At 64.4% G+C, this 18,276-nt stretch carries 18 protein-coding genes; 9 read left to right on the top strand and 9 right to left on the bottom strand.

The window, feature by feature from the left end; genetic code table 11:
• Positions 1 to 162: 162 nt before the first annotated feature.
• From GFJ39_RS04470 to GFJ39_RS04455, 4 genes are all read right to left on the bottom strand, one after another.
• Positions 163 to 1,653 (bottom strand): cytochrome-c peroxidase, encoded by a 1,491-nt coding sequence (locus GFJ39_RS04470; RefSeq protein ID WP_153430212.1) that lies wholly within the window; start codon positions 1,651 to 1,653, stop codon positions 163 to 165.
• A gap of 81 nt (positions 1,654 to 1,734) precedes the next feature.
• Entirely contained in the window at positions 1,735 to 2,553 is an 819-nt protein-coding gene (locus GFJ39_RS04465) for a DNA-methyltransferase (RefSeq protein WP_153430211.1), read from the bottom strand.
• A complete protein-coding gene (gene mltA, locus GFJ39_RS04460; protein ID WP_153430209.1) occupies positions 2,550 to 3,704 on the bottom strand; it encodes a murein transglycosylase A in 1,155 nt (384 codons plus the stop codon). Before mltA ends, GFJ39_RS04465 begins: the two co-directional genes overlap by 4 nt.
• A gap of 12 nt (positions 3,705 to 3,716) precedes the next feature.
• A complete protein-coding gene (locus GFJ39_RS04455; protein ID WP_153430207.1) occupies positions 3,717 to 4,526 on the bottom strand; it encodes a Tim44/TimA family putative adaptor protein in 810 nt (269 codons plus the stop codon).
• A gap of 193 nt (positions 4,527 to 4,719) precedes the next feature.
• On the opposite strand from GFJ39_RS04455, the gene secB reads away from it, so the two are divergent.
• Positions 4,720 to 5,241 carry a protein-export chaperone SecB gene (secB, locus tag GFJ39_RS04450; protein ID WP_153430205.1) on the top strand — a complete coding sequence of 174 codons (522 nt, stop codon included), beginning with the start codon at positions 4,720 to 4,722 and terminating at the stop codon, positions 5,239 to 5,241.
• 2 nt (positions 5,242 to 5,243) lie between these two features.
• On the opposite strand, the gene GFJ39_RS04445 is transcribed toward secB, so the two are convergent.
• Positions 5,244 to 5,858: a uroporphyrinogen-III synthase gene (locus GFJ39_RS04445; protein ID WP_153430203.1), complete on the bottom strand. Its 615-nt coding sequence runs from the start codon at positions 5,856 to 5,858 to the stop codon at positions 5,244 to 5,246.
• Between the two features lie 68 nt (positions 5,859 to 5,926).
• On the bottom strand, positions 5,927 to 6,976 hold the full coding sequence (gene hemC, locus GFJ39_RS04440; protein ID WP_153430201.1) for a hydroxymethylbilane synthase: 1,050 nt from the start codon (positions 6,974 to 6,976) through the stop codon (positions 5,927 to 5,929).
• Positions 6,977 to 7,042: 66 nt separating this feature from the next.
• On the opposite strand from hemC, the gene tsaD reads away from it, so the two are divergent.
• From tsaD to GFJ39_RS04420, 4 genes are read left to right on the top strand one after another with little or no spacing between them, the layout of a single operon-like run.
• Positions 7,043 to 8,140 (top strand): tRNA (adenosine(37)-N6)-threonylcarbamoyltransferase complex transferase subunit TsaD, encoded by a 1,098-nt coding sequence (gene tsaD, locus GFJ39_RS04435; protein WP_153430199.1) that lies wholly within the window; start codon positions 7,043 to 7,045, stop codon positions 8,138 to 8,140.
• The gene (locus GFJ39_RS04430) at positions 8,137 to 8,976 is read left to right on the top strand and encodes a 23S rRNA (adenine(2030)-N(6))-methyltransferase RlmJ (protein ID WP_153430197.1); all 840 of its coding nucleotides are present in this window, start codon (positions 8,137 to 8,139) and stop codon (positions 8,974 to 8,976) included. The genes tsaD and GFJ39_RS04430 overlap by 4 nt, the downstream gene beginning before the upstream one ends.
• Before the next feature lie 2 nt (positions 8,977 to 8,978).
• Complete coding sequence (locus GFJ39_RS04425) at positions 8,979 to 9,953, top strand: NAD(P)H-dependent glycerol-3-phosphate dehydrogenase (protein WP_153430195.1); 975 nt, start codon at positions 8,979 to 8,981, stop codon at positions 9,951 to 9,953.
• Positions 9,954 to 9,969: 16 nt separating this feature from the next.
• Complete coding sequence (locus GFJ39_RS04420) at positions 9,970 to 10,671, top strand: TylF/MycF/NovP-related O-methyltransferase (protein WP_194285286.1); 702 nt, start codon at positions 9,970 to 9,972, stop codon at positions 10,669 to 10,671.
• A 15-nt stretch (positions 10,672 to 10,686) separates the two neighbouring features.
• Here the strand turns inward: GFJ39_RS04420 and sodC are convergent, their stop codons facing one another.
• Entirely contained in the window at positions 10,687 to 11,211 is a 525-nt protein-coding gene (gene sodC, locus GFJ39_RS04415; protein WP_153430191.1) for a superoxide dismutase[Cu-Zn], read from the bottom strand.
• 98 nt (positions 11,212 to 11,309) lie between these two features.
• Positions 11,310 to 12,515, bottom strand: coding sequence for a NupC/NupG family nucleoside CNT transporter (locus GFJ39_RS04410; protein WP_407645861.1), 1,206 nt, complete (start codon positions 12,513 to 12,515; stop codon positions 11,310 to 11,312).
• Positions 12,516 to 12,672: 157 nt separating this feature from the next.
• On the opposite strand from GFJ39_RS04410, the gene GFJ39_RS04405 reads away from it, so the two are divergent.
• A complete protein-coding gene (locus GFJ39_RS04405) occupies positions 12,673 to 13,167 on the top strand; it encodes a glutathione peroxidase (RefSeq protein WP_153430187.1) in 495 nt (164 codons plus the stop codon).
• Here the strand turns inward: GFJ39_RS04405 and GFJ39_RS04400 are convergent.
• Positions 13,161 to 13,550 (bottom strand): DUF4112 domain-containing protein, encoded by a 390-nt coding sequence (locus GFJ39_RS04400; RefSeq protein ID WP_153430185.1) that lies wholly within the window; start codon positions 13,548 to 13,550, stop codon positions 13,161 to 13,163. The two genes, GFJ39_RS04405 and GFJ39_RS04400, sit on opposite strands and share 7 nt — an antisense overlap.
• A 106-nt stretch (positions 13,551 to 13,656) precedes the next feature.
• Here GFJ39_RS04400 and GFJ39_RS04395 point away from each other — a divergent pair, with 106 nt between their 5' ends.
• The 3 genes from GFJ39_RS04395 (at position 13,657) to mutS (ending at position 18,270) form a co-directional block, all read left to right on the top strand.
• Positions 13,657 to 13,902 carry a hypothetical protein gene (locus tag GFJ39_RS04395; protein ID WP_153430183.1) on the top strand — a complete coding sequence of 82 codons (246 nt, stop codon included), beginning with the start codon at positions 13,657 to 13,659 and terminating at the stop codon, positions 13,900 to 13,902.
• Positions 13,903 to 13,978: 76 nt separating this feature from the next.
• On the top strand, positions 13,979 to 15,535 hold the full coding sequence (murJ, locus tag GFJ39_RS04390; protein ID WP_153430182.1) for a murein biosynthesis integral membrane protein MurJ: 1,557 nt from the start codon (positions 13,979 to 13,981) through the stop codon (positions 15,533 to 15,535).
• Between the two features lie 95 nt (positions 15,536 to 15,630).
• Positions 15,631 to 18,270, top strand: coding sequence for a DNA mismatch repair protein MutS (gene mutS / locus GFJ39_RS04385; protein ID WP_153430180.1), 2,640 nt, complete (start codon positions 15,631 to 15,633; stop codon positions 18,268 to 18,270).
• Positions 18,271 to 18,276 lie beyond the last annotated feature (6 nt).

The raw sequence follows: 18,276 nt of genomic DNA, 5'->3' as shown, positions 1-18,276 counted from the left end.
CCAGCGTCCATATCGTCACCAGTATCCACCAACATGCAACACATGATTTCTGGCGTACGAAGAACCGCTTGATACAGACAGGCGAGATCAATAGCTCTGTATATATAAAAAAAACCGGAGAGGTTTCCCCTCTCCGGTTTTTGACTGGGACATATCCGGGCGTCAGTTCCGGGAATCAGAACCTGACGCAGGAGCCTGCAGCGGCTGGTCAGCCGGCACATCCTTCAGAGGAATGCCTTCATACTTGCCGGTCAGCGTCTTGAGGAACGCCACGATATCCGTGACATCCTGATCAGCGATGTCATGATCCGGCGTCTCGTAACGCGCCATCTCACGTACGACCTGCTCCAGCGTGGTGGCCGAACCGTCATGCAGCCAAGGACCCGTCAGTTCGACATTACGCAGGTTTGGAACCTTGAAGCGCTCCAGGTCACTTTCCCTGTGCGTCACGGCCATACGGCCTTCATCAGCAGGCGTCAGCTTCGTATGACGGTTCTCGAAATACGGTCCTTCCAGACCAAGGATCTCGTAAGCATCGCCACCCACGGCAAGACCGCTATGGCAACCCGAGCAACCGATTTCCTTGAAGCGCTCATAACCACGCTTCTCCTGCGTCGTAATCGCCTTCGCATCGCCCTTCAGATACAGGTCAAAGCGGCTGTCCGGCGTAATCAGCGTCTTTTCATATTCCGCAATCGCCCCCGTGATCGTGTCCTTGTCGATCTGGTCGGAGCCGAAAGCCGCATTAAACTGCTCGGCATAACCCGGCGTGCTGCGAACATGCTCGGACACCGTGTTCCAGTCATGCGACCCCATTTCCAGCGGGTTCATGACTGGCCCGGCTGCCTGCTCCGCCAGATCCTTCGCACGGCCGTTCCAGAACTGCGCCATGCTGAACACGGCGTTATAGACGGTCGGCACATTGATCGGCCCCTTCTGGCCGCCAATACCCGTCGCGGTCGTCAGGTTATCCACGCCGCCCTTGTTCAGACCATGGCAGCTTGCGCAGTTGAGCGTGCCGTCACCCGACAGCCCCTTGTCGAAGAACAGCGCCCGCCCCAGCTCGGCCTTCTTCCAGTTCACATCCACGCTTTCAGGGATCGGCTGGATCGGCTCGCCACGGAACTGCGCCGCCACACCCGGCGTCGCATAGTAACGCTCACGCTGCTCACGCACCCATTTCAGGATGTCCGCACGCTGTTTTTCGTCCAGATGCGCATGCGGATGCATCAGCAGATAGGCCGCCGGCGGCATCCGGTTCTGGGTGATGACTTCCTCGATGCGCGAAAGCTGCTCGACCGAAGGCGGCTTGCCCTGCTGCAACGCGGCCAGCACCGGCGCATATTCGAAGTGACGCTGCCCCTGCACCAGATCGCGCTTCATGATCTGGTTGGCCAGCGGCAGCTTGAAATAGAACGGCAGTTCGACATTCCGCGTATGGCAGTAGTCGCAGCGCACTTCCCGAAGGGCCGCAAAAGCCGCCATGGCCGTCGGGTCCTGGCGGGTCGGGCTGCTGGCAGGCAACTGCGGTGCTCCAGCATGATCAAAATGCTCAAGATAAGTGACGGTCCCGCCCCAGGCGACAACGCCCAGCGCCACCAGACCGGCAATTCCCTTTGTAATCGTGCTGGAACGCACCACTTTTCTCCTCATACTCACGGTGTCGTGATAATGCGGAAAAGTGACATACAAAGTCAAAGTGATTGAACCTGTCAGAAAAACAGGTGTCGTCGATTAATCCTCGTCCTCATGATCGATCGCGGCCCGCACCCGTTTGCGCGCCACGTTCACATAGGACGTATCGGTATCGATCCCGATCCCCACACAGCCCATCCGCTCCGCCGCCACCAGCGTCGTGCCCGACCCCATGAACGGATCCAGTAGCACGCCCCCCGGCCGCAACCCGTGCAGCCGGATGCACGCCTCGGGAAGCGCCACCGGGAACGTCCCCGGATGGCTGAACTTCTCCTTGCGACTGCGCACGGTCTCGTAGGGAATGAACCAGGTATCGCCCCGACAGCGCCGGTCGGTGATGTGCTGCCGCCGCACGATATTGCTCTTGTCCGTAAACGGCACACCCGCATCCAGCCGCGACACCGGCACATTCCCCGTCTTGGTCAGATGGAACACATGCTCATGATTGCGATTGACGAAACGCGCCGAATTCAACGGCTTGAAATGCCCATAGGTGATCTCACCCACCGAAATCGACTTGATCCAGGTGATGTGGTTCTGCAACACGAACAGCCTGCGCAGCCGCGTCATCAGTTCAAACGGCATCCAGGGCTGCGAGGACGACCCGGCGATATTCAGAAAAAACGACCCGTCATCCTTCATCACCCGGCACAGACTGGCGCAGACATCCTCCAGCCAGTCCAGATACGCATCCTCCGGCAACCGGTCCTGATACGTCCGGTACGGCACCCCCAGATTATACGGCGGAGACGTCACCACAACGTCCACGCTCTGCGACGGCATCCGCCTGAGAACCGTCGTGCAGTCCCCCCGGATCAGCGTATGGACACCGAGCTTCTCTCGGCGACTGCGGATCATTGCGCCCCGGAACCCGTGGACGAATCCGCAGGAGGCCGCGGCAGGAACAGCACCATCCGACCATGCGCATGCAGGTTCCCCGCCACGGACTGCGCGGTCGCGCCCCATCCCGTGAACAGGTCGGCCCGACCGGCCCCCCTGATGTCCGTCCCGATATCCTGCGCAAACACCAGATGATCCCAGGTCACAGGCTGACCCACTCCATAAGGCAGCTTCGTCTCGATCCACAGCGGCATCGCAAACGGCACCACGGACCGATCAATCGCCACGGAGCGCCCGGCCGTCAACGGCATTCCGAATGCCCCTTTCGGACCCTGCGCCAGACTGCCGTCATCGCGACGGAAAAAGACGTAATTCGGATTACGCTCCATGACGGACATCATCCGGTCCGGATGCGCCTCAAGCCAGTTCCGGATGCTGTCCATGCTGACACCATCCGCGGGCAGTTCACCGTCCTGCACCAGCACACGTCCGAGCGGCACGTAAGCCTGCCCGTTGCGCCCGTCATAACTGACACGCACCTGTCCGCCATCCGGCAGAATCAGCCGCCCCGATCCCTGGATCTGAAGGAAAAACAGATCCACCGGACTTTTCAGCCAGGCAATCTCAAGCCCCTGCCCCGCCAGAGCACCACCATCAATCGCGGCACGGTCATAATACGGCGCGAACTGCCCGTTGACCCAGCGCCCGCTGACCATCTGGCCATTGGTCGCCTTCGCCCGCACCAGATCGCGCGGACGACCATAGACCGGTGTCTGATAAGGCCCGCCCCGCGTCAGGGACGCCGGAATCTGCGGCTCGAAATAGCCGGTATAGAACGCCTCCGTCCCCACCTCGTAAGGCTGGAACCACGTCTCCAGATAGGTTCGCGCATCCGAAGCCGTCGCCAGCGCCGCACAGGCATTGCTCCAGTCGGCAGCATGACGCCCATAGGTGATGGCCTCGCTCCCGCCAAGAAGCGTCTCGGGCGGCAGTTGCGACAGACGATGACACTCATCGCGCAGCAGCGGCATCAGGGACGTGAAATCCTCCTGCTCCCATCCGGCGAGCGAGTCATATCCGACAGGAGAGAGCGAAAGCGACGACGGCGCATTCTGCGGCGTGCATCCGCACAGCGCGCCAAGCGTCAGCAGGGTCAGCAGTTTCTTCATCGGAGAACGCGATCAGGCCGGACGCGATGCCGCCAGACGCCACCGCGCGTCGGACTGCCCCGCCACACGCTCGAACAGCCACAGATCGTGGAACTCGGTCACGGCCTCGGTTCCGACCACCGGCTCACCCTCACGATCCGTGAGGATATTCACCTGACGCGACACGATCTTCACTTCGATTCGGCCGACCCGTGTTCCGTCCTCCGCGGACACAAGCATCGCATCCAGAATGGACAGGCTCTCGATCCCGCGCAGATCGCTCCGCTGCGTCTCACCCGCCTGCACGCGCGCATCAATCGCCGCGGAAAAAGAATCCATGGAAGCCGGCGTCAGCAGCTTTTCCAGCGCCGTACGGTCGCCAACCGCAAAAGCCGGAACCACCTGACGGAACGTCCCTTCGGCCTCCTTCAGGAAACCATCGGGCGAAAACCCCGGGAAAACAGACCTGATCTCACCCAGAACCGTCCCGACCCGTGTGGCAGGCGCGGGAATTTCATACGCCACATCCGGCACCGCCTGATCGAACGCCCCGGAAGCAGCCCCGGGAGCAGCCCCCGGTTTCCCCGCACACTGCCCGGGCAGCGGCGGCGGAACGCTCGGACGTGCGGCATCCGGAGCAGCCCCCTTCTGCGCGCCCGGACCAAACCCGGCCCCCGGACGTTCCTGCCGTACCCCCTGCATCCCGACACGCCGGCCAAGAACACGGTACAGTCTCACCCCCAGCGCCACGGCGAGCACGAACAGGACCACGAGGTCCCAGGGAAAATAATGACCCGCGTGAGCCATGAGGCCGGCGGGGAGATGGATGTCGTCAGAAGACATGAAGGCCTGTGTTTCGCAGTGTTCGGTTAAAGATCCGTTGACCTACAGATAGGGTGCAATCCGTCCGATCTCAACCATCTGTCCGCCAGAACCGTGTCTTGGCGGACAGCGGACATCATGCTACCGCCGAGGGATCGCAATCGTTCCAATCGATGTCCGCCACGGGTCCAGCCCCTGCGGAACCGGAGACTGTATGTCAGAGAACACCACCGACAACGCTGCCCTGGGCCAGGAAAACGTGCCGGCCATGCCGCTGGCCATCAACCTGCAATACACGAAGGACCTGTCCTTCGAAGTACCGGCCGGCGCGTCCATTTTCGCAACACTGCGCTCTGCTCCGCAGATTTCCGTCAATATCGACGTCCAGGCCAACCGTCTGGAAGAAGACCAGGCCGTCTATGAAGTCGCCCTGGCCGTCCGCGCCGAGGCCGCCGAGCCGCCGGCACAGGAAGGTGGCCAGGCCGGTCGCACGGTGTTCATCGCCGAACTGACCTACGCCGCCGTCGTGACGCTGAACAACCCGCCACAGGAACTCGTCGAGCCGATCCTGCTGGTCGAGGTTCCGCGTCTGATCTTCCCGTATGTCCGCTCCATCGTCAGTGATGTCACGCGTGACGGCGGCTTCCCGCCCGTCGTACTCCAGCCGATCGACTTCGTTGCCCTGTGGCAGGCCAAGCGCGCCCAGCAGTTCCCGGAACCCGCCGGCGAAGCCTGATCTCAGGACACTGGCCCGAGCTGCTCCAGCGGATCGGGCCACATCACCGCGCGCCATTCCTTCGGGTCCAGGCGCGCGGCAATGGCCTCTGACAGACAGAGCGCCCGCACGGCAGACAGCGCCATGATTTCTTCGCCCGCCAGCGCTTCCCTGAACGCTTCCGCCGTTTTCCCCGAATACAGCATGACGGAATCGACGCGATTGTCCCGCAGGGCCTCCGCCGCCCAATCCGGCAGAGCCTCGCGCTTGCAGGCCGCATAAACCTCGACCCGCGGCACACCCAGATCCCGTGCCAGCTCCACGCCATAACCCGCACCACTGGCCAGCAGCACATCCGCGCCCATAATGCCGCGCGCCCGGCAGAACGCCGCCAGAGCCCGCGCATCCCCGCCCGCCGCCTCGACATTCACGAACCCGTCCCGACGCGCCCGCGCGGCCGTTCGCGCCCCAACCGCCACGACAGGCCGGTCCCGAGGCCAGTCCCGCAGCGCAGGCAGCGCATTGGCACTCGTCACCAGCGCGGCACGGAATTTACCCGGCGCAACAGGCGCGAATGTCGTGATGTCCAGCATCGGACACGCCACCGCCTCCCAGCCAAGTGCTCGAACCTCCGCCATCGTAGCGGACAGTCCGGGCTCCGGCCGGGTCACCAGAACCACACGACCCGGTTCAGGGCGACAAAGCGTCAGGGACGCCTCATTTCATCAAAGATATGGGCCGGTGTGTCACGGCGAAGCGCGTCCGCAAGCTCCGTGCCCATCCGGGCTGCCTCAAGCGGCGCACCTTCGATCTCACGACGGAGCAGGAACGTCCCGTCCTCGCTCGCAATCATGCCGCTCAGCTTCAGCGCGCCATTCTCGATCCGGGCATAGCCGCCAATCGGCGTGCGGCATGAGCCGTCCAGTTCGGCCAGAAGCGCACGCTCGGCCGTCGAAACCGCCCGCGCTTCCGGATCCTCGATCGCGGACAGCAGTTCGCGCAGTTCCAGATCACTCTCACGCACCGTCACGCCCACGATCCCCTGACCGGACGCGGGAAGCATCTGGTCAGGTTCGAGCACGACATCGACACGGTCTTCCATACCCAGACGGCGCAGACCCGCCAGCGCCAGCAACGTCGCCTCGCAGGCCCCGGCCCGCAGCTTGTCCAGTCGCGTCTGCACATTGCCACGCAGCAGGCAGAACCGCAGATCGGGCCGCACATGCAGCATCTGCGCCTGACGCCGCACGGACGCACACCCGATCAGCGCGCCTTCGGGCAGACAGTCATAGGGACGCTGCGGATCGACCGTCACAGTCCGGTCCCGCAGGATCAGCGCATCGCGCGCATCCTCGCGCTTGAGCGTACAGGCCAGCACCAGGCCCGGCGGCAGATTGGTTTCCAGATCCTTGAGGCTGTGCACCGCGAAATCGATCCGCCCGGCCACCAGCGCCTCATGGATTTCCTTGGCAAAGAGCCCCTTGCCGCCAATCTCCGCCAGACGCTGCGCCTGATTGCGATCGCCCTCGGTGCTGATCTGGTATTCCTGAAACGCGCCCATGTCGCGCAGCACCGGGCAGAACCGCGTCAGACGGGTCAGGAAGTTCCGTGTCTGGACCAGCGCCAGCGGGGACGCGCGTGACCCGACACGCAGAGGGAGCTTGCGGCCGGTAGGTGGCTCAGCGGCATGGGAGCGGCGGACGGCTTCCGCGGCGACTCTCTGGAGCGCCTCGGAAGGCAGGACGGGAGCATTCATGAACGGCAGCTTTAGCCCATTCACACGGGACTGTCATGATATGACAGACTCGGCCATAATAAGGGCATGTCAGCCCCCGCCACTTCTCCATCCGCACCCATGCGCCCCCTTCTGGCGATCGAAACCTCCTGCGACGACACGGCCTGCGCCATCCTCGCTTACGACGGCACGATCCTGGCCGAGGGCGTCCTGTCCCAGACCGACCACGCCATTCTCGGCGGCGTCGTTCCGGAAATCGCAGCCCGCGCCCATCTGGACGCCCTGCCTACACTGGTGGCGGAAGTGCTGAAAAAAGCCTCCCTGACACTGGCCGACATCGACACTTTCGCGGGCACGACCGGCCCCGGCCTGATCGGCGGCCTGATCGTCGGCAGTTCCTACGCCAAGGGACTGGCCATGGCGCTGCACCGCCCCTTCGTGGCCGTCAACCATATCGAGGCCCATATCCTCACCCCGCGCCTCCCTGAACTCGGTGCTGACCTGCATTTCCCCTATCTGACAATGCTGGTCTCGGGCGGCCATTGCCAGTGCGTCTCGGTCGAGGAAACCGGCCGTTATGTCCGCCTTGGCGGTACGATCGACGATGCCGCTGGCGAAGCCTTCGACAAGGTCGCCAAGATGCTCGGCCTCGGCTGGCCCGGCGGCCCGGCGCTGGAAAAACTTGCCACCGAAGGCCGTGACGATGCCTATCCGCTCCCCCGCCCCCTCAAAGGCCGCGAAGGCTGCGATTTCTCATTCTCGGGCCTGAAAACCGCCGTCAGCCGCCTGATCGACACGCAGGACCCGACCGGCAGCCGCGACGCCCTGCCACGACAGTTCGCCGCCGATGTCGCCGCCTCCTTCCAGCGTGCCGTTGCGGATGTGATGGCCGACCGCGCCGAACACGCCCTGGCCCTCAGCCCGAACGCCACGGCCCTGGTCGTCGCAGGCGGTGTGGCCGCCAACAAAACCCTGCGCCACGCCCTCGAACGGGTCGCAGCCAACCACAACATCCCCTTTTTCGCCCCGCCCCTGCGCCTGTGCACGGACAACGCGGTCATGGTCGCCTGGGCCGCGCTCGAACGCCTCCACGCCGGCGAAACCCCCAACGAAATCAATACCGCCGCCCGCCCACGCTGGCCCCTGTCTGAACGCACTCCCGCCACCCCGGAACACGTCTCTTGAACTACCGTCACATCTACCACGCCGGAAACTTCGCCGACTGCATGAAGCACGTTCTGCTTCTCGCACTCATCAAGGCGCTGAAGCGCAAACCCGCAGGCTTCGTCGTCCTCGATACCCATGCCGGATGCGGCCGCTACGATCTGACGTCCGAAGAAGCCGAAAAGACCGGCGAATGGCGCGCCGGCATCGGCCGCCTGCTCGACGGGCCAGCCGCCGCACCGCTTGCGGACTATCTCGACGCCGTCCGCCCCAACGTGCAGGGCCGGCACCGCTACCCCGGCTCTCCGGCCTTCGCCCGCGCCGAACTGCGCCCGCAGGACCAGCTCATCGCCTGTGAACTGCACCCCGAAGACGTCCGCCCCCTGCGCCGCCTCTTCCACGCCGACCCGCAGGCCGCAATCCATCATCGTGACGGCTACGAAGCCCTGCGCGCCCTGCTGCCACCCAAAGACTTCAAGCGCGGCCTCGTCCTCATCGACCCGCCGTTTGAAAAGCCGGACGATTTCGCCCGCTGCGCCGACGCCATCGCGCTGATCCGCACCCGCTTCCGCGCCGGGATCGTCGCCGTCTGGTACCCGATCAAGCACCGCACACCCGTCCGCGCCTTCTATACGGCGCTTCAGGACGCCGGCATCCGGGACATGCTCGCCTGCGAGTTCCTGCTCCGCCCGCCCGTCGATCCCTCCCGGCTGAATGGCTGCGGCCTGCTGGTCGTCAACGCGCCTTTTGGCTTTGAAGACGACGCCCGCAACATTCTGCAAGCCCTCGCCACCGGCCTGCGTTCTCCCGAGGCCGAAGACATCCAGATCAATATCGAACGACTGGCGGAGGAATAACCATGAGCGCATGTCCGCATATCGCCGTCATCGGCGCCGGAGCCTGGGGAACGGCGCTGGCCTGCGCTACAGCAGCGACAGGCGCGGACGTGACACTCTGGATGCGCAACCCGGTCCCACCCGGAACCCGCACCCTCCCGCGCCTGCCGGACATCACCCTGCCCGACAACGTCACCATCACCGGCGATTTCCCCCGCAGCGCAGACGTCGTCCTGCTCGTCACCCCGGTCCAGACCGCCCGCGACGTCTCCACGCGCCTCCAGACCGTCCTCGATCCCGCAGTTCCCGTCGTGACCTGCTGCAAGGGACTGGAACAGGCCACATCCCTCCTGCCGCTCGATGTTCTGGCCCAGACAATGCCCGGCCGCCCGACCGGCGTCCTTTCCGGCCCCAACTTCGCCATCGAAGTCGCAAAAGGCCTCCCCGCCGCCGCAACCCTCGCCTGCGCGGATCTCGCTCTCGCACAGAAACTCACGACACTCCTCAACACCTCCGCCTTCCGCCTCTACGCCAGCGATGACGCCTCAGGCGTCCAACTCGCAGGCGCCGCCAAGAACGTCATCGCCATCGGCGCAGGCATCACAATCGGGGCGGGCCTGGGCGAAAACGCCCGTGCCGCCCTCATCACCCGCGCCGTCGCCGAAATCGGCCGCCTCGCCGAAGCCACGGGCGGCCGCGCCAGCACGCTCGCAGGCCTAGCAGGCATGGGCGACCTCATCCTGACCTGCACCGGGCGCGGTTCACGCAATTACAGTGTCGGACTCGAACTCGGCGAGGGCCGCTCCCTTGAAGACATTCTGGCCTCCCGCACCACGGTTGCCGAAGGCGTCCTGACCGCCCCAGCCATGCGCGCCCTCGCCCGCAAACACCATGTCCGCGCGCCCATCATCGAAACCGTCACCCGTATCCTGGGCGAAGGCTTCACGATTGAGGAAGCCCGACACCTTCTGCTGGACCGCCCTCCCACGCAGGAGTAATCATGACAAAATGTGGATGAGAAACGAGAAGTTGCGCCGCATCATCGGATGCAGCCGCATCGCCCGGGCACTGACCTTCGGGTTGCAGAACGCCCTGCAGATGCGACTGCTCTCCGGCCACAAAGATCCGCGAACCCTCTCCAGCCTTCGACATGCCATCCGCGGCACACGATCGCTCCTCAGCGCGGACGAAGCCTTCATCCTCCACGAAATTGCCTCAGCCCAGACCACCCTGCCAGGCGATTTCGCCGAATTTGGTGTCTATGAAGGCGCCTCGGCAGCCCTGCTCTGCTCGGTAAAAAACGACCGCACCCTGCACCTGTTCGACACGTTCGAGGGCCTTCCCGAAAGTGTGCGCAGTGGCGAAAGCGGCGTCTTCCACAAGGGCCAGTTCATCGGCACCCTGCCGCACGTAAAACGCAAGCTGGCCGGCTGCCGGAACGTCCAGTTCCACCCCGGCCTGTTCCCCGGCAGCACATCCGGTCTCGAAGACCTGCGCTTCTCATTCGTCCATCTGGACGTAGACCTTCATGACGCCACTCTGGCCGGACTGGACTATTTCTATCCCCGTCTGGTCCCCGGCGGCATCATCCTGACCCACGACTTCTCGATCATTCCCGGCGTCGCCCAAGCGTTCCGCACCTTCTTCGCAGACCGCCCCGAACGCATCATCGAGTTCCCGACCACACAGGCCATGATCATCCGTCACCCGGCCTGAACAGCCGGGCCTGCCTCAGTGCAGAACCGCGCAGGCCACGCGATCCCCTGACCCACCAATCGGCTGGCTCTGATAATCATCCGGTTTGGCATGAATGACCACGGATGCCCCATCCGCATCCATCAGCGCCGGACGCTCCCCCTGCCCCTTCAGCGAAACCAGCGTGGAATAAAGCTCCACCGTCGCCGTCCCATCCGCTGCGACATACAGATTGGGCAGATCCCCGGCATCATTCGCATCCGCATTCAGCAGACCATGCACCACCGGCGTTGCCGCATGAACATGCGCGCCCGCACTGGTGAATTTCGGAGCCGCACAGCTCCCCTTTTCATGGAAATGAATCCCGTGCCAGCCCGGCGTCAGCCCCTGCACCTGAAGACGCAGCAGAACACCTTTGGGGGCCTCGGTGACATTCACAATTCCATGCGAAGAGCCATCCGTCCCCTTCAGCTCCCCCGTCACACTGTCGGCAGCACAGGCCAGGGAAGGAACGGCCATCGCAGAGACCAGCAGAAGGGTTAGAAATCCGGAACGACGCATAGAGAAACTCACAGTCCAGCAGGTAAGATGATAACTGTTCTCACCTTACGCCGGGCCTGACACATTTTCGGATCAGAGATTCGTGAGCCGCTCCAAAGTCACACGAACAGCCCCGCAATCACCGCACTCATTGCATTGGACAGCGTCCCCGCCGCCACAGCCCGCACTGCCAGCGATGCCACATCCGTCCGCCGACGCGGCTCCGCACTTCCGAACGCCCCGATCAGAATCCCGATCGTCGAGATATTCGCAAACCCGCACAGCGCAAAGGACAGGATCGTAATCGTCCGCTGCGACAACGCATGCGCATGGATCAGCGGCGACAGGTTCACATAAGCCACGAATTCGTTGAACGCGATCTTCTGCCCCAGCAGCCCGCCCGCCACGACACACTCGCTCCAGGGCACCCCGAGCAGCCAGGCGAACGGCGCAAACACCGTCCCCAGAATGCGCGCCAAAGACAGCCCAACCGCCCCCAGAATCCCGTTCGCCAGCGCAATCAGCCCCACGAACGCAATCAGAACAGACCCCACAGCCACCGCGATCTTCGCGCCATTCATCGCGCCATCCGCAATAGCCTCGAACATGCTGTGATGCCCGTGATCCGCCCCGGCAATCTGCGCATCGGACCTACGCGGCCCCGGAAACAGAATGCGCGAGAACAGCAGCCCCCCGGGAATCGCCATGAAGGACGCCGCCAGCAGGTTCTCCATCGGCACACCGAGTGACGCATATCCCGCCAGCACGGACCCTGCGATCGACGACGTCCCGCTGCACAGAACCGTCGCCAGCTCCCCTTCCGACATTTCCGCCAGACAGGTCTGAAGCGCGATCGGCATCTCGCTCTGCCCCAGAAAAATCGTCAGCACCGCCGAAAACGATTCGAGCCCCGTCGTCCCCAGCACCCGCGACAGCGCCCCGCCAATCAGCTTCGAGAGGAACTGCAACACGCCCCAGTGCTGCAACAGCCCCAGCAGCGCCGCGACATAAACGATCTCCGGCAGGACCTTGAGCGCGAAGACGAAACTGTCATTGCCAAACAGCCCGTTCATCTTCGGCCCGACCAGGCCACCGAAAAGGAACGCACTGCCTACATCCCCGTAAGACAGGACCTTCGTCACCGCATCCGACACCACATGCAGCCCATGCGCACCCGCCGGCACCCACAGCACGACCGCCGCAATCAGCATCTGCAACAGCAGCGCCCGTCCGACGAGCGACCAGTCGATGGCCCGGCGGTTGGTGGACAAAAGCGCACCCAGAATCAGAAGACCGGCCATGCCGACAAGGACGCGCAGGATCACGCAGGCAAACTCCTCACCCAAAAACAGAACGACGCACCCGGAACTGAACCCGAAACGACCTGAACCTGTCCGTCATGTCACGTCCTGTCCACCCCTCCTCTCTCGCCTGCACGTCCCCGAACCGCTAGGATGCCGCCGACTGATAGGGAGAAGCCCCATGACCTGTGCCTATGATTTCAGCCTTCCCGGCCTGTCCGGCGACACGATCGACCTCTCGGCCTATCGCGGACGACCGCTGCTGATCGTCAACACGGCATCCAAATGCGGCTTCACTCCCCAGTACGAAGACCTGCAACACCTCTGGTCCCGTTACGGCCGTGACTATCCCGAAGGCCTGATGATCATCGGCGTGCCGTCGAATGATTTCGGCCAGCAGGAACCCGGCTCCTCCGAAGACATCAGGAACTTCTGCCACCGCAATTACGGCGTGAGCTTCCCCATGACCGCGCGCCAGCACGTGCGCGGCCCCGAAACCACACCGCTGTTTCGCTGGCTGGACAAGCAGGGCGGCTTTCTCGCCCGCCCGCGCTGGAACTTCTACAAATACCTGACCGACCGCGACGGCAATCTGGCCAACTGGTTCACGCCCTTGGCCAAGCCCGCCTCAAACCGCGTCGAGGAAGCTGTCCGGAGGGTCCTGCTGGATCACTGATCCCCGAGCCGCCCCGCAAGCGCGGCTTCGATCAGCGCGATATTTCGCAGATCGGCCTTGAAGACCGTATCAAACAGATCCCCCGCCAGCGGTACGAGGCCCATCACGGCCTCGATCGCCACATTGCCGAGCATCCGCTGCACGGTCTGGCGGTCCACGCCCATCCGCCGTCCTTCCCAGACGATATAAAGCGACAGCGCCGTCCCGATCAGCGCACCGCCTCCGGGCAAAAGCCCCAGCAGCGTATCCAGCCCCGCCCGCAGCCGCAGCCCCGGAATCCGCGCGGCGGAGTTCAGAAGCCAGGCCAGACGCCGGATCCGATCCAGCCTCAGACGAAGCTCGGCGACACTTACCGGCGGGGAAATCACTGGAAAATCAGTCATGGCACCCCCTATCACGCAACAGCGACAGGGAAGTTCGTCTTTTTTCCTTGAACAACCGTATCGAAAGCCGCCACAGTTCAAGTCAGAAATGTGACAGGAGACATTTATGAAGGACTCACCGCTCCGCCCGATCCTGCCCCTTCTGGTCGTCGCCGCCCTCGGCGCACTGACCCCGGCCGTGGCCCATCACGTCACGACCTTCCTCGGCCTGTCCGGCATCTTCTGGGCCAGCGCCATGCTGATGCTTGAAGTAACCCTGCTCTGCATCGGCCTCGCCGCGATCCGCCCCACGATCCAGCAGCCCGCCAGAGCTGAAACGACCCTGCGCAACCGCGAAACGGTTCTGCGCTGAAGCCCACCCGCCACACTGCGCTTTTCCTGTAACGGAGGATATGTCGCGGCGTTGAATGATCGGCTAGGATCAGGAAATGCTTCGCAATTTCCTGACAGTCGGCAGCTGGACCATGCTTTCGCGTGTCCTCGGCCTCGTTCGTGACCAGCTTCTTGCCGCGTTTCTTGGTGCCGGCCCCGTTCAGGATGCCTACCTGATCGCGCTTCGCCTGCCTAACATGTTCCGGCGCCTCTTCGGCGAAGGCGCGTTCAACGCCGCCTTCGTGCCGATGTTCACCGAGCGCTACGAAACAAAGGGCCACCAGTCCGCCCTGCACTTCGCGGGACAGGCCCTGTCAGGACTGATGCTCTGGCTCGCCCTGCTGACCATCCTGGCTGAAATCTTCATGCCGCTGGTCGTGAGTTTCATCGGCTCGGGCCTCACCGGGACCCGCTTCGAAACCGCGGTGCACCTGTCACGAATCACGTTCCCCTACATGCTGCTGATCTGCGGCGCAGCACTCGTCTCCGGCGTGCTGAACGGCCTCGGCAAGTTCACCGCAGCCGCAGCCGCCTATGTCACCTTCAACATCATCGGCATCGCCGCCATCCTCCTCGGCGCACTGGTCTGGCACAACACCGCCGTCGTCAGTGCGTGGGGTGTGACGCTCTCCGGTGTCGTCCAGCTCGGCGCCCTGTACTGGGCCGCCCGACGCGCCGGCATGGCTCCTCACCTGACATGGCCCAGCCTGTCGCCCGACATGCGCGCCCTCCTGCGCCGCATGGGCCCCGGCCTCGTCGGCTCTGGCGTCACCCAGATCAACCTCACCGTCGATACCATCATCGCCACGCACCTGCCCGTCGGCACCCCTTCGATCCTGTATTTCGCCGACCGCATCAACCAGCTCCCCCTCGGCGTGCTGGGCTCGGCAGCGGGCACGGCCCTGCTGCCGCTTCTGACGCGCCACATCGCCAATAACGACCGCGCCGCCGTCCATTCGAGCCTCAACCGCGCCATCGACTACACGCTGCTCCTGACACTCCCCGCCATGATCGGCATGATCGTCCTGGCCTCCCCCATCATGGCCGCCCTGTTCGGCTACGGCCATTTCACCGTCAGCGACGCCATCCTCTCCGGACAGTGTCTTCAGGCCTACGCCCTCGGCCTGCCCGCCTTCGTCCTCATCAAGGTCCTCTCCCCGGCCTTTTTCGCGGAAGGCGACACCGTCACCCCCGTCCGCATCGGCTTCTTCACACTGGCACTGAACCTCGTCCTCAACCTTCTGCTCTACCGTCCGCTGGGCCATATCGGGCCGCCGCTGGCCAGCACGATCGCCGCCTTCGTCAACTGCACGCTGCTCGCCGTCATCCTGCACCGACGTGGCCTCTTCATCGCCGACCCGCTCCTGAAAGGACGCGCCCTGCGCATTACGGGCGCCGCCATCATGATGGCCCTGTGGGTCGCAGCGGCAGAAAAGCTCGCAGCCCCCGGCCTGCCCTCCTGGCATGGTATCTGGCGTCTGGGGATGCTCACGGCGCTGATCGTCTTCGGCATGCTCGTCTATGCCGTGACGCTCGACGCCCTCAAGGTTGTGCAACTGCGTGACCTGAACGTGGCTTTCCAGTCACGCCTGAACCGCCGACGCGCCCGCTGACCCTATCCCGCCGGTTCACACACCGGCGGAGAGACGTTATTTTCTCAACCCCTTCCCGAAGTGACAGCCCGGAGACCGGACCCATCGGCACCTTCATGCCCCTGCCTACCGCCGAAAACGCCAGCCCCGCGATGGCCCAGTGGTTCGACCTCAAACACCGCGAACCCGACGCTCTCCTGTTCTTCCGCATGGGCGATTTCTACGAGCTGTTCTTCTCCGATGCGCAGGCCGCCGCCATGGCGCTCGATATTGCGCTGACCGCCCGTGGCACCCATCAGGGCGAGCCGATCCCCATGTGTGGCGTCCCTGTCGCCGCTGCCCCGGCCTATCTGTCACGCCTGATCCGTCGCGGCTTCCGCGTCGCCGTCGCCGAACAGACACAGGCCCCGCCGAAAAAAGGCGAAAAGCCCCAGAAAGGCCCGCTCGCCCGTGCCATTGTCCGCGTCGTCACCCCCGGCACCCTGACCGAAGACGAACTGCTCGAAGCCGGACGCGCCAACCTGCTCCTCGCCATCGCCCGCAGCCCGGAAAAACGCGCGAAAACGATCGGCGCGGCCTGGATCGACATCTCCACCGGCGCTTTCGAAACCGCCTCAGTCCCCCACGACGCTTTGCCGGAACTGATGGCAAGGCTGGACCCCGCCGAGATCCTCTCCGAACCCGACCTGATCCCCCCCGATTACGCATCCCGACTGGCCCCCGTCGCCGTCCCGCCCACGCTCGACAGCGCCCGCACCCTCGTCGCCCGCGCCTATGGCGTCGCCCAGATCGACGCCCTCGGTGACTTCCCGCCCGAACAGGCCATCGCCTGCGCCCTGGCCCTGAACTACGTCCAGCGCAGTCAGGCCGGAGCGCTCCCACGCCTGTCACGCCCCATCCCGCAGGGCACGGACGGTGTGCTGGGCATCGACCCCGCCACCCGTGCCAGCCTCGACATCCTCCGCACCCGCGACGGGGAGACGAAACACAGCCTCCTCGGCGCCGTCACCCGCACCGCCACGGCCGCAGGCTCCCGCCTCCTCGCCCAGTGGCTCGCCTCTCCCCTGACCGATGCCACCGCGATCACGGACCGCCAGAACGGCTGGCTCTGGCTACAATCCATCCCCGGCCTCTCCGGCGCACTCGGCGACATCCTGCGCCGCACGCCAGACCCCGCCCGTGCCCTGGGCCGCATCTCCGCCGGACGTGGCCAGCCCCGCGACCTCGCTGCCATCCGCGACACGCTGATCGCCGCCAACGACATCACGGCCCTGTTCCAGCCCGCCTGCGACCAGAACACACCCACCCTGATCCGCACTCTCACCGCTGGCCTCTATGGCCGCGCAGACGCCCTGCTGGACCAGCTTCAGGCCGCCGTGGCCGAAACCCTGCCCGCCCGGATTGAGGATGGCGGCTTTATCGCCCCCGGCTACAACGCGGAACTGGACCGTTATCGTGGCCTGCGTGACGAAAGCCGGCGCATCATCGCCGCCATGCAAGGCGAACTGTCCGAAAAATTCGGCGTCTCGAACCTCAAAATCAAACACCACGCGCAGCTCGGCTACGTCATCGAAGTTCCGTCCGCCGCCGGTACGAAACTGCGCGACAACCCCGAACTGTCCTTCCGTCAGGGCACGGCCAGCCTTGCCCGCTTCTCCACGGAAGACCTCGCCGGTCTGGACCGCGCCATCCTCGAAGCCGCCGACAAGGCCGCCACGCTGGAACGCCGCATTTTCGCCGAACTCTGTGCCCGCATCCTGCAAACTTCGGCCCTCGATGAAATCGCGGAGTTTCTGGCCCTCGCCGACGTCCTGCGCTCCTGCGGCCTGCTCGCGGAAGGCGGTTCATGGTGCCGCCCCACCGTCACGGACGGCACCGAGTTCAATCTCGTCGCCTGCCGGCACCCTGTCGTCGAAGCCGCACTGGCCGAGTCGGGAAGTGCTGACGCCCGTTTCATCCCCAATGACTGCGCCCTGCCGCCCGAACACCGCGCCATGCTGCTGACGGGTCCGAACATGGCCGGCAAATCCACCTTCCTGCGCCAGACTGCTCTCGCCGTGATCCTCGCCCAGGCCGGCCTCCCCGTTCCGGCGAAAAAAGCCCAGATCGGCGTCGTGGACCGCCTGTTCTCCCGCGTTGGCGGCGCGGATGACCTCGCCCGGGGCCGCTCGACCTTCATGGTCGAAATGACCGAGACCGCCGCGATTCTCAATCAGGCCGGCCCCAAATCCCTCGTTGTCGTGGACGAGATCGGCCGTGGCACCGCAACCCTCGACGGACTGTCCATCGCATGGGCCACACTCGAAGCCCTGCACACCCAGCTCGGCTCGCGAACAATCTTTGCAACACATTTCCATGAACTCGGCGCCCTGACCGAATTTCTACCCCGCCTCGCCCCCTACACGATGGCCGTGAAAGAATGGCGCGGCGAGGTGATCTTCCAGCACGAGGTCCGCCCCGGTGCCGCCCGCAAGAGCTGGGGCCTGCATGTCGCAAAACTGGCCGGAATCCCTCAATCCGTCGTCAACCGCGCCAGCCGCCTCCTCACCCAGTTCGAGCGCGAACAGGCCGATTCCCGCTCGTCGCTGCCGCTTTTCGAAGCCGTGACGTCCCCAGAAACATCCCTTCAGACCGACACCATAACGCCCCCCGCACCCACCCCGCTGGAAGACGCGCTCCGGGCCCTGAACCCCGATGAAATTTCTCCCCGGGACGCGCTGGATGCGCTATACGAACTGAAACGCCTCGCCCGATGAAACGGC

This window comes from Gluconobacter aidae (genome assembly GCF_009547075.1).
GTDB classification, from domain to species: Bacteria; Pseudomonadota; Alphaproteobacteria; order Acetobacterales; family Acetobacteraceae; genus Gluconobacter; species Gluconobacter aidae.
This window is presented reverse-complemented; position numbering and strand designations above follow the sequence as displayed.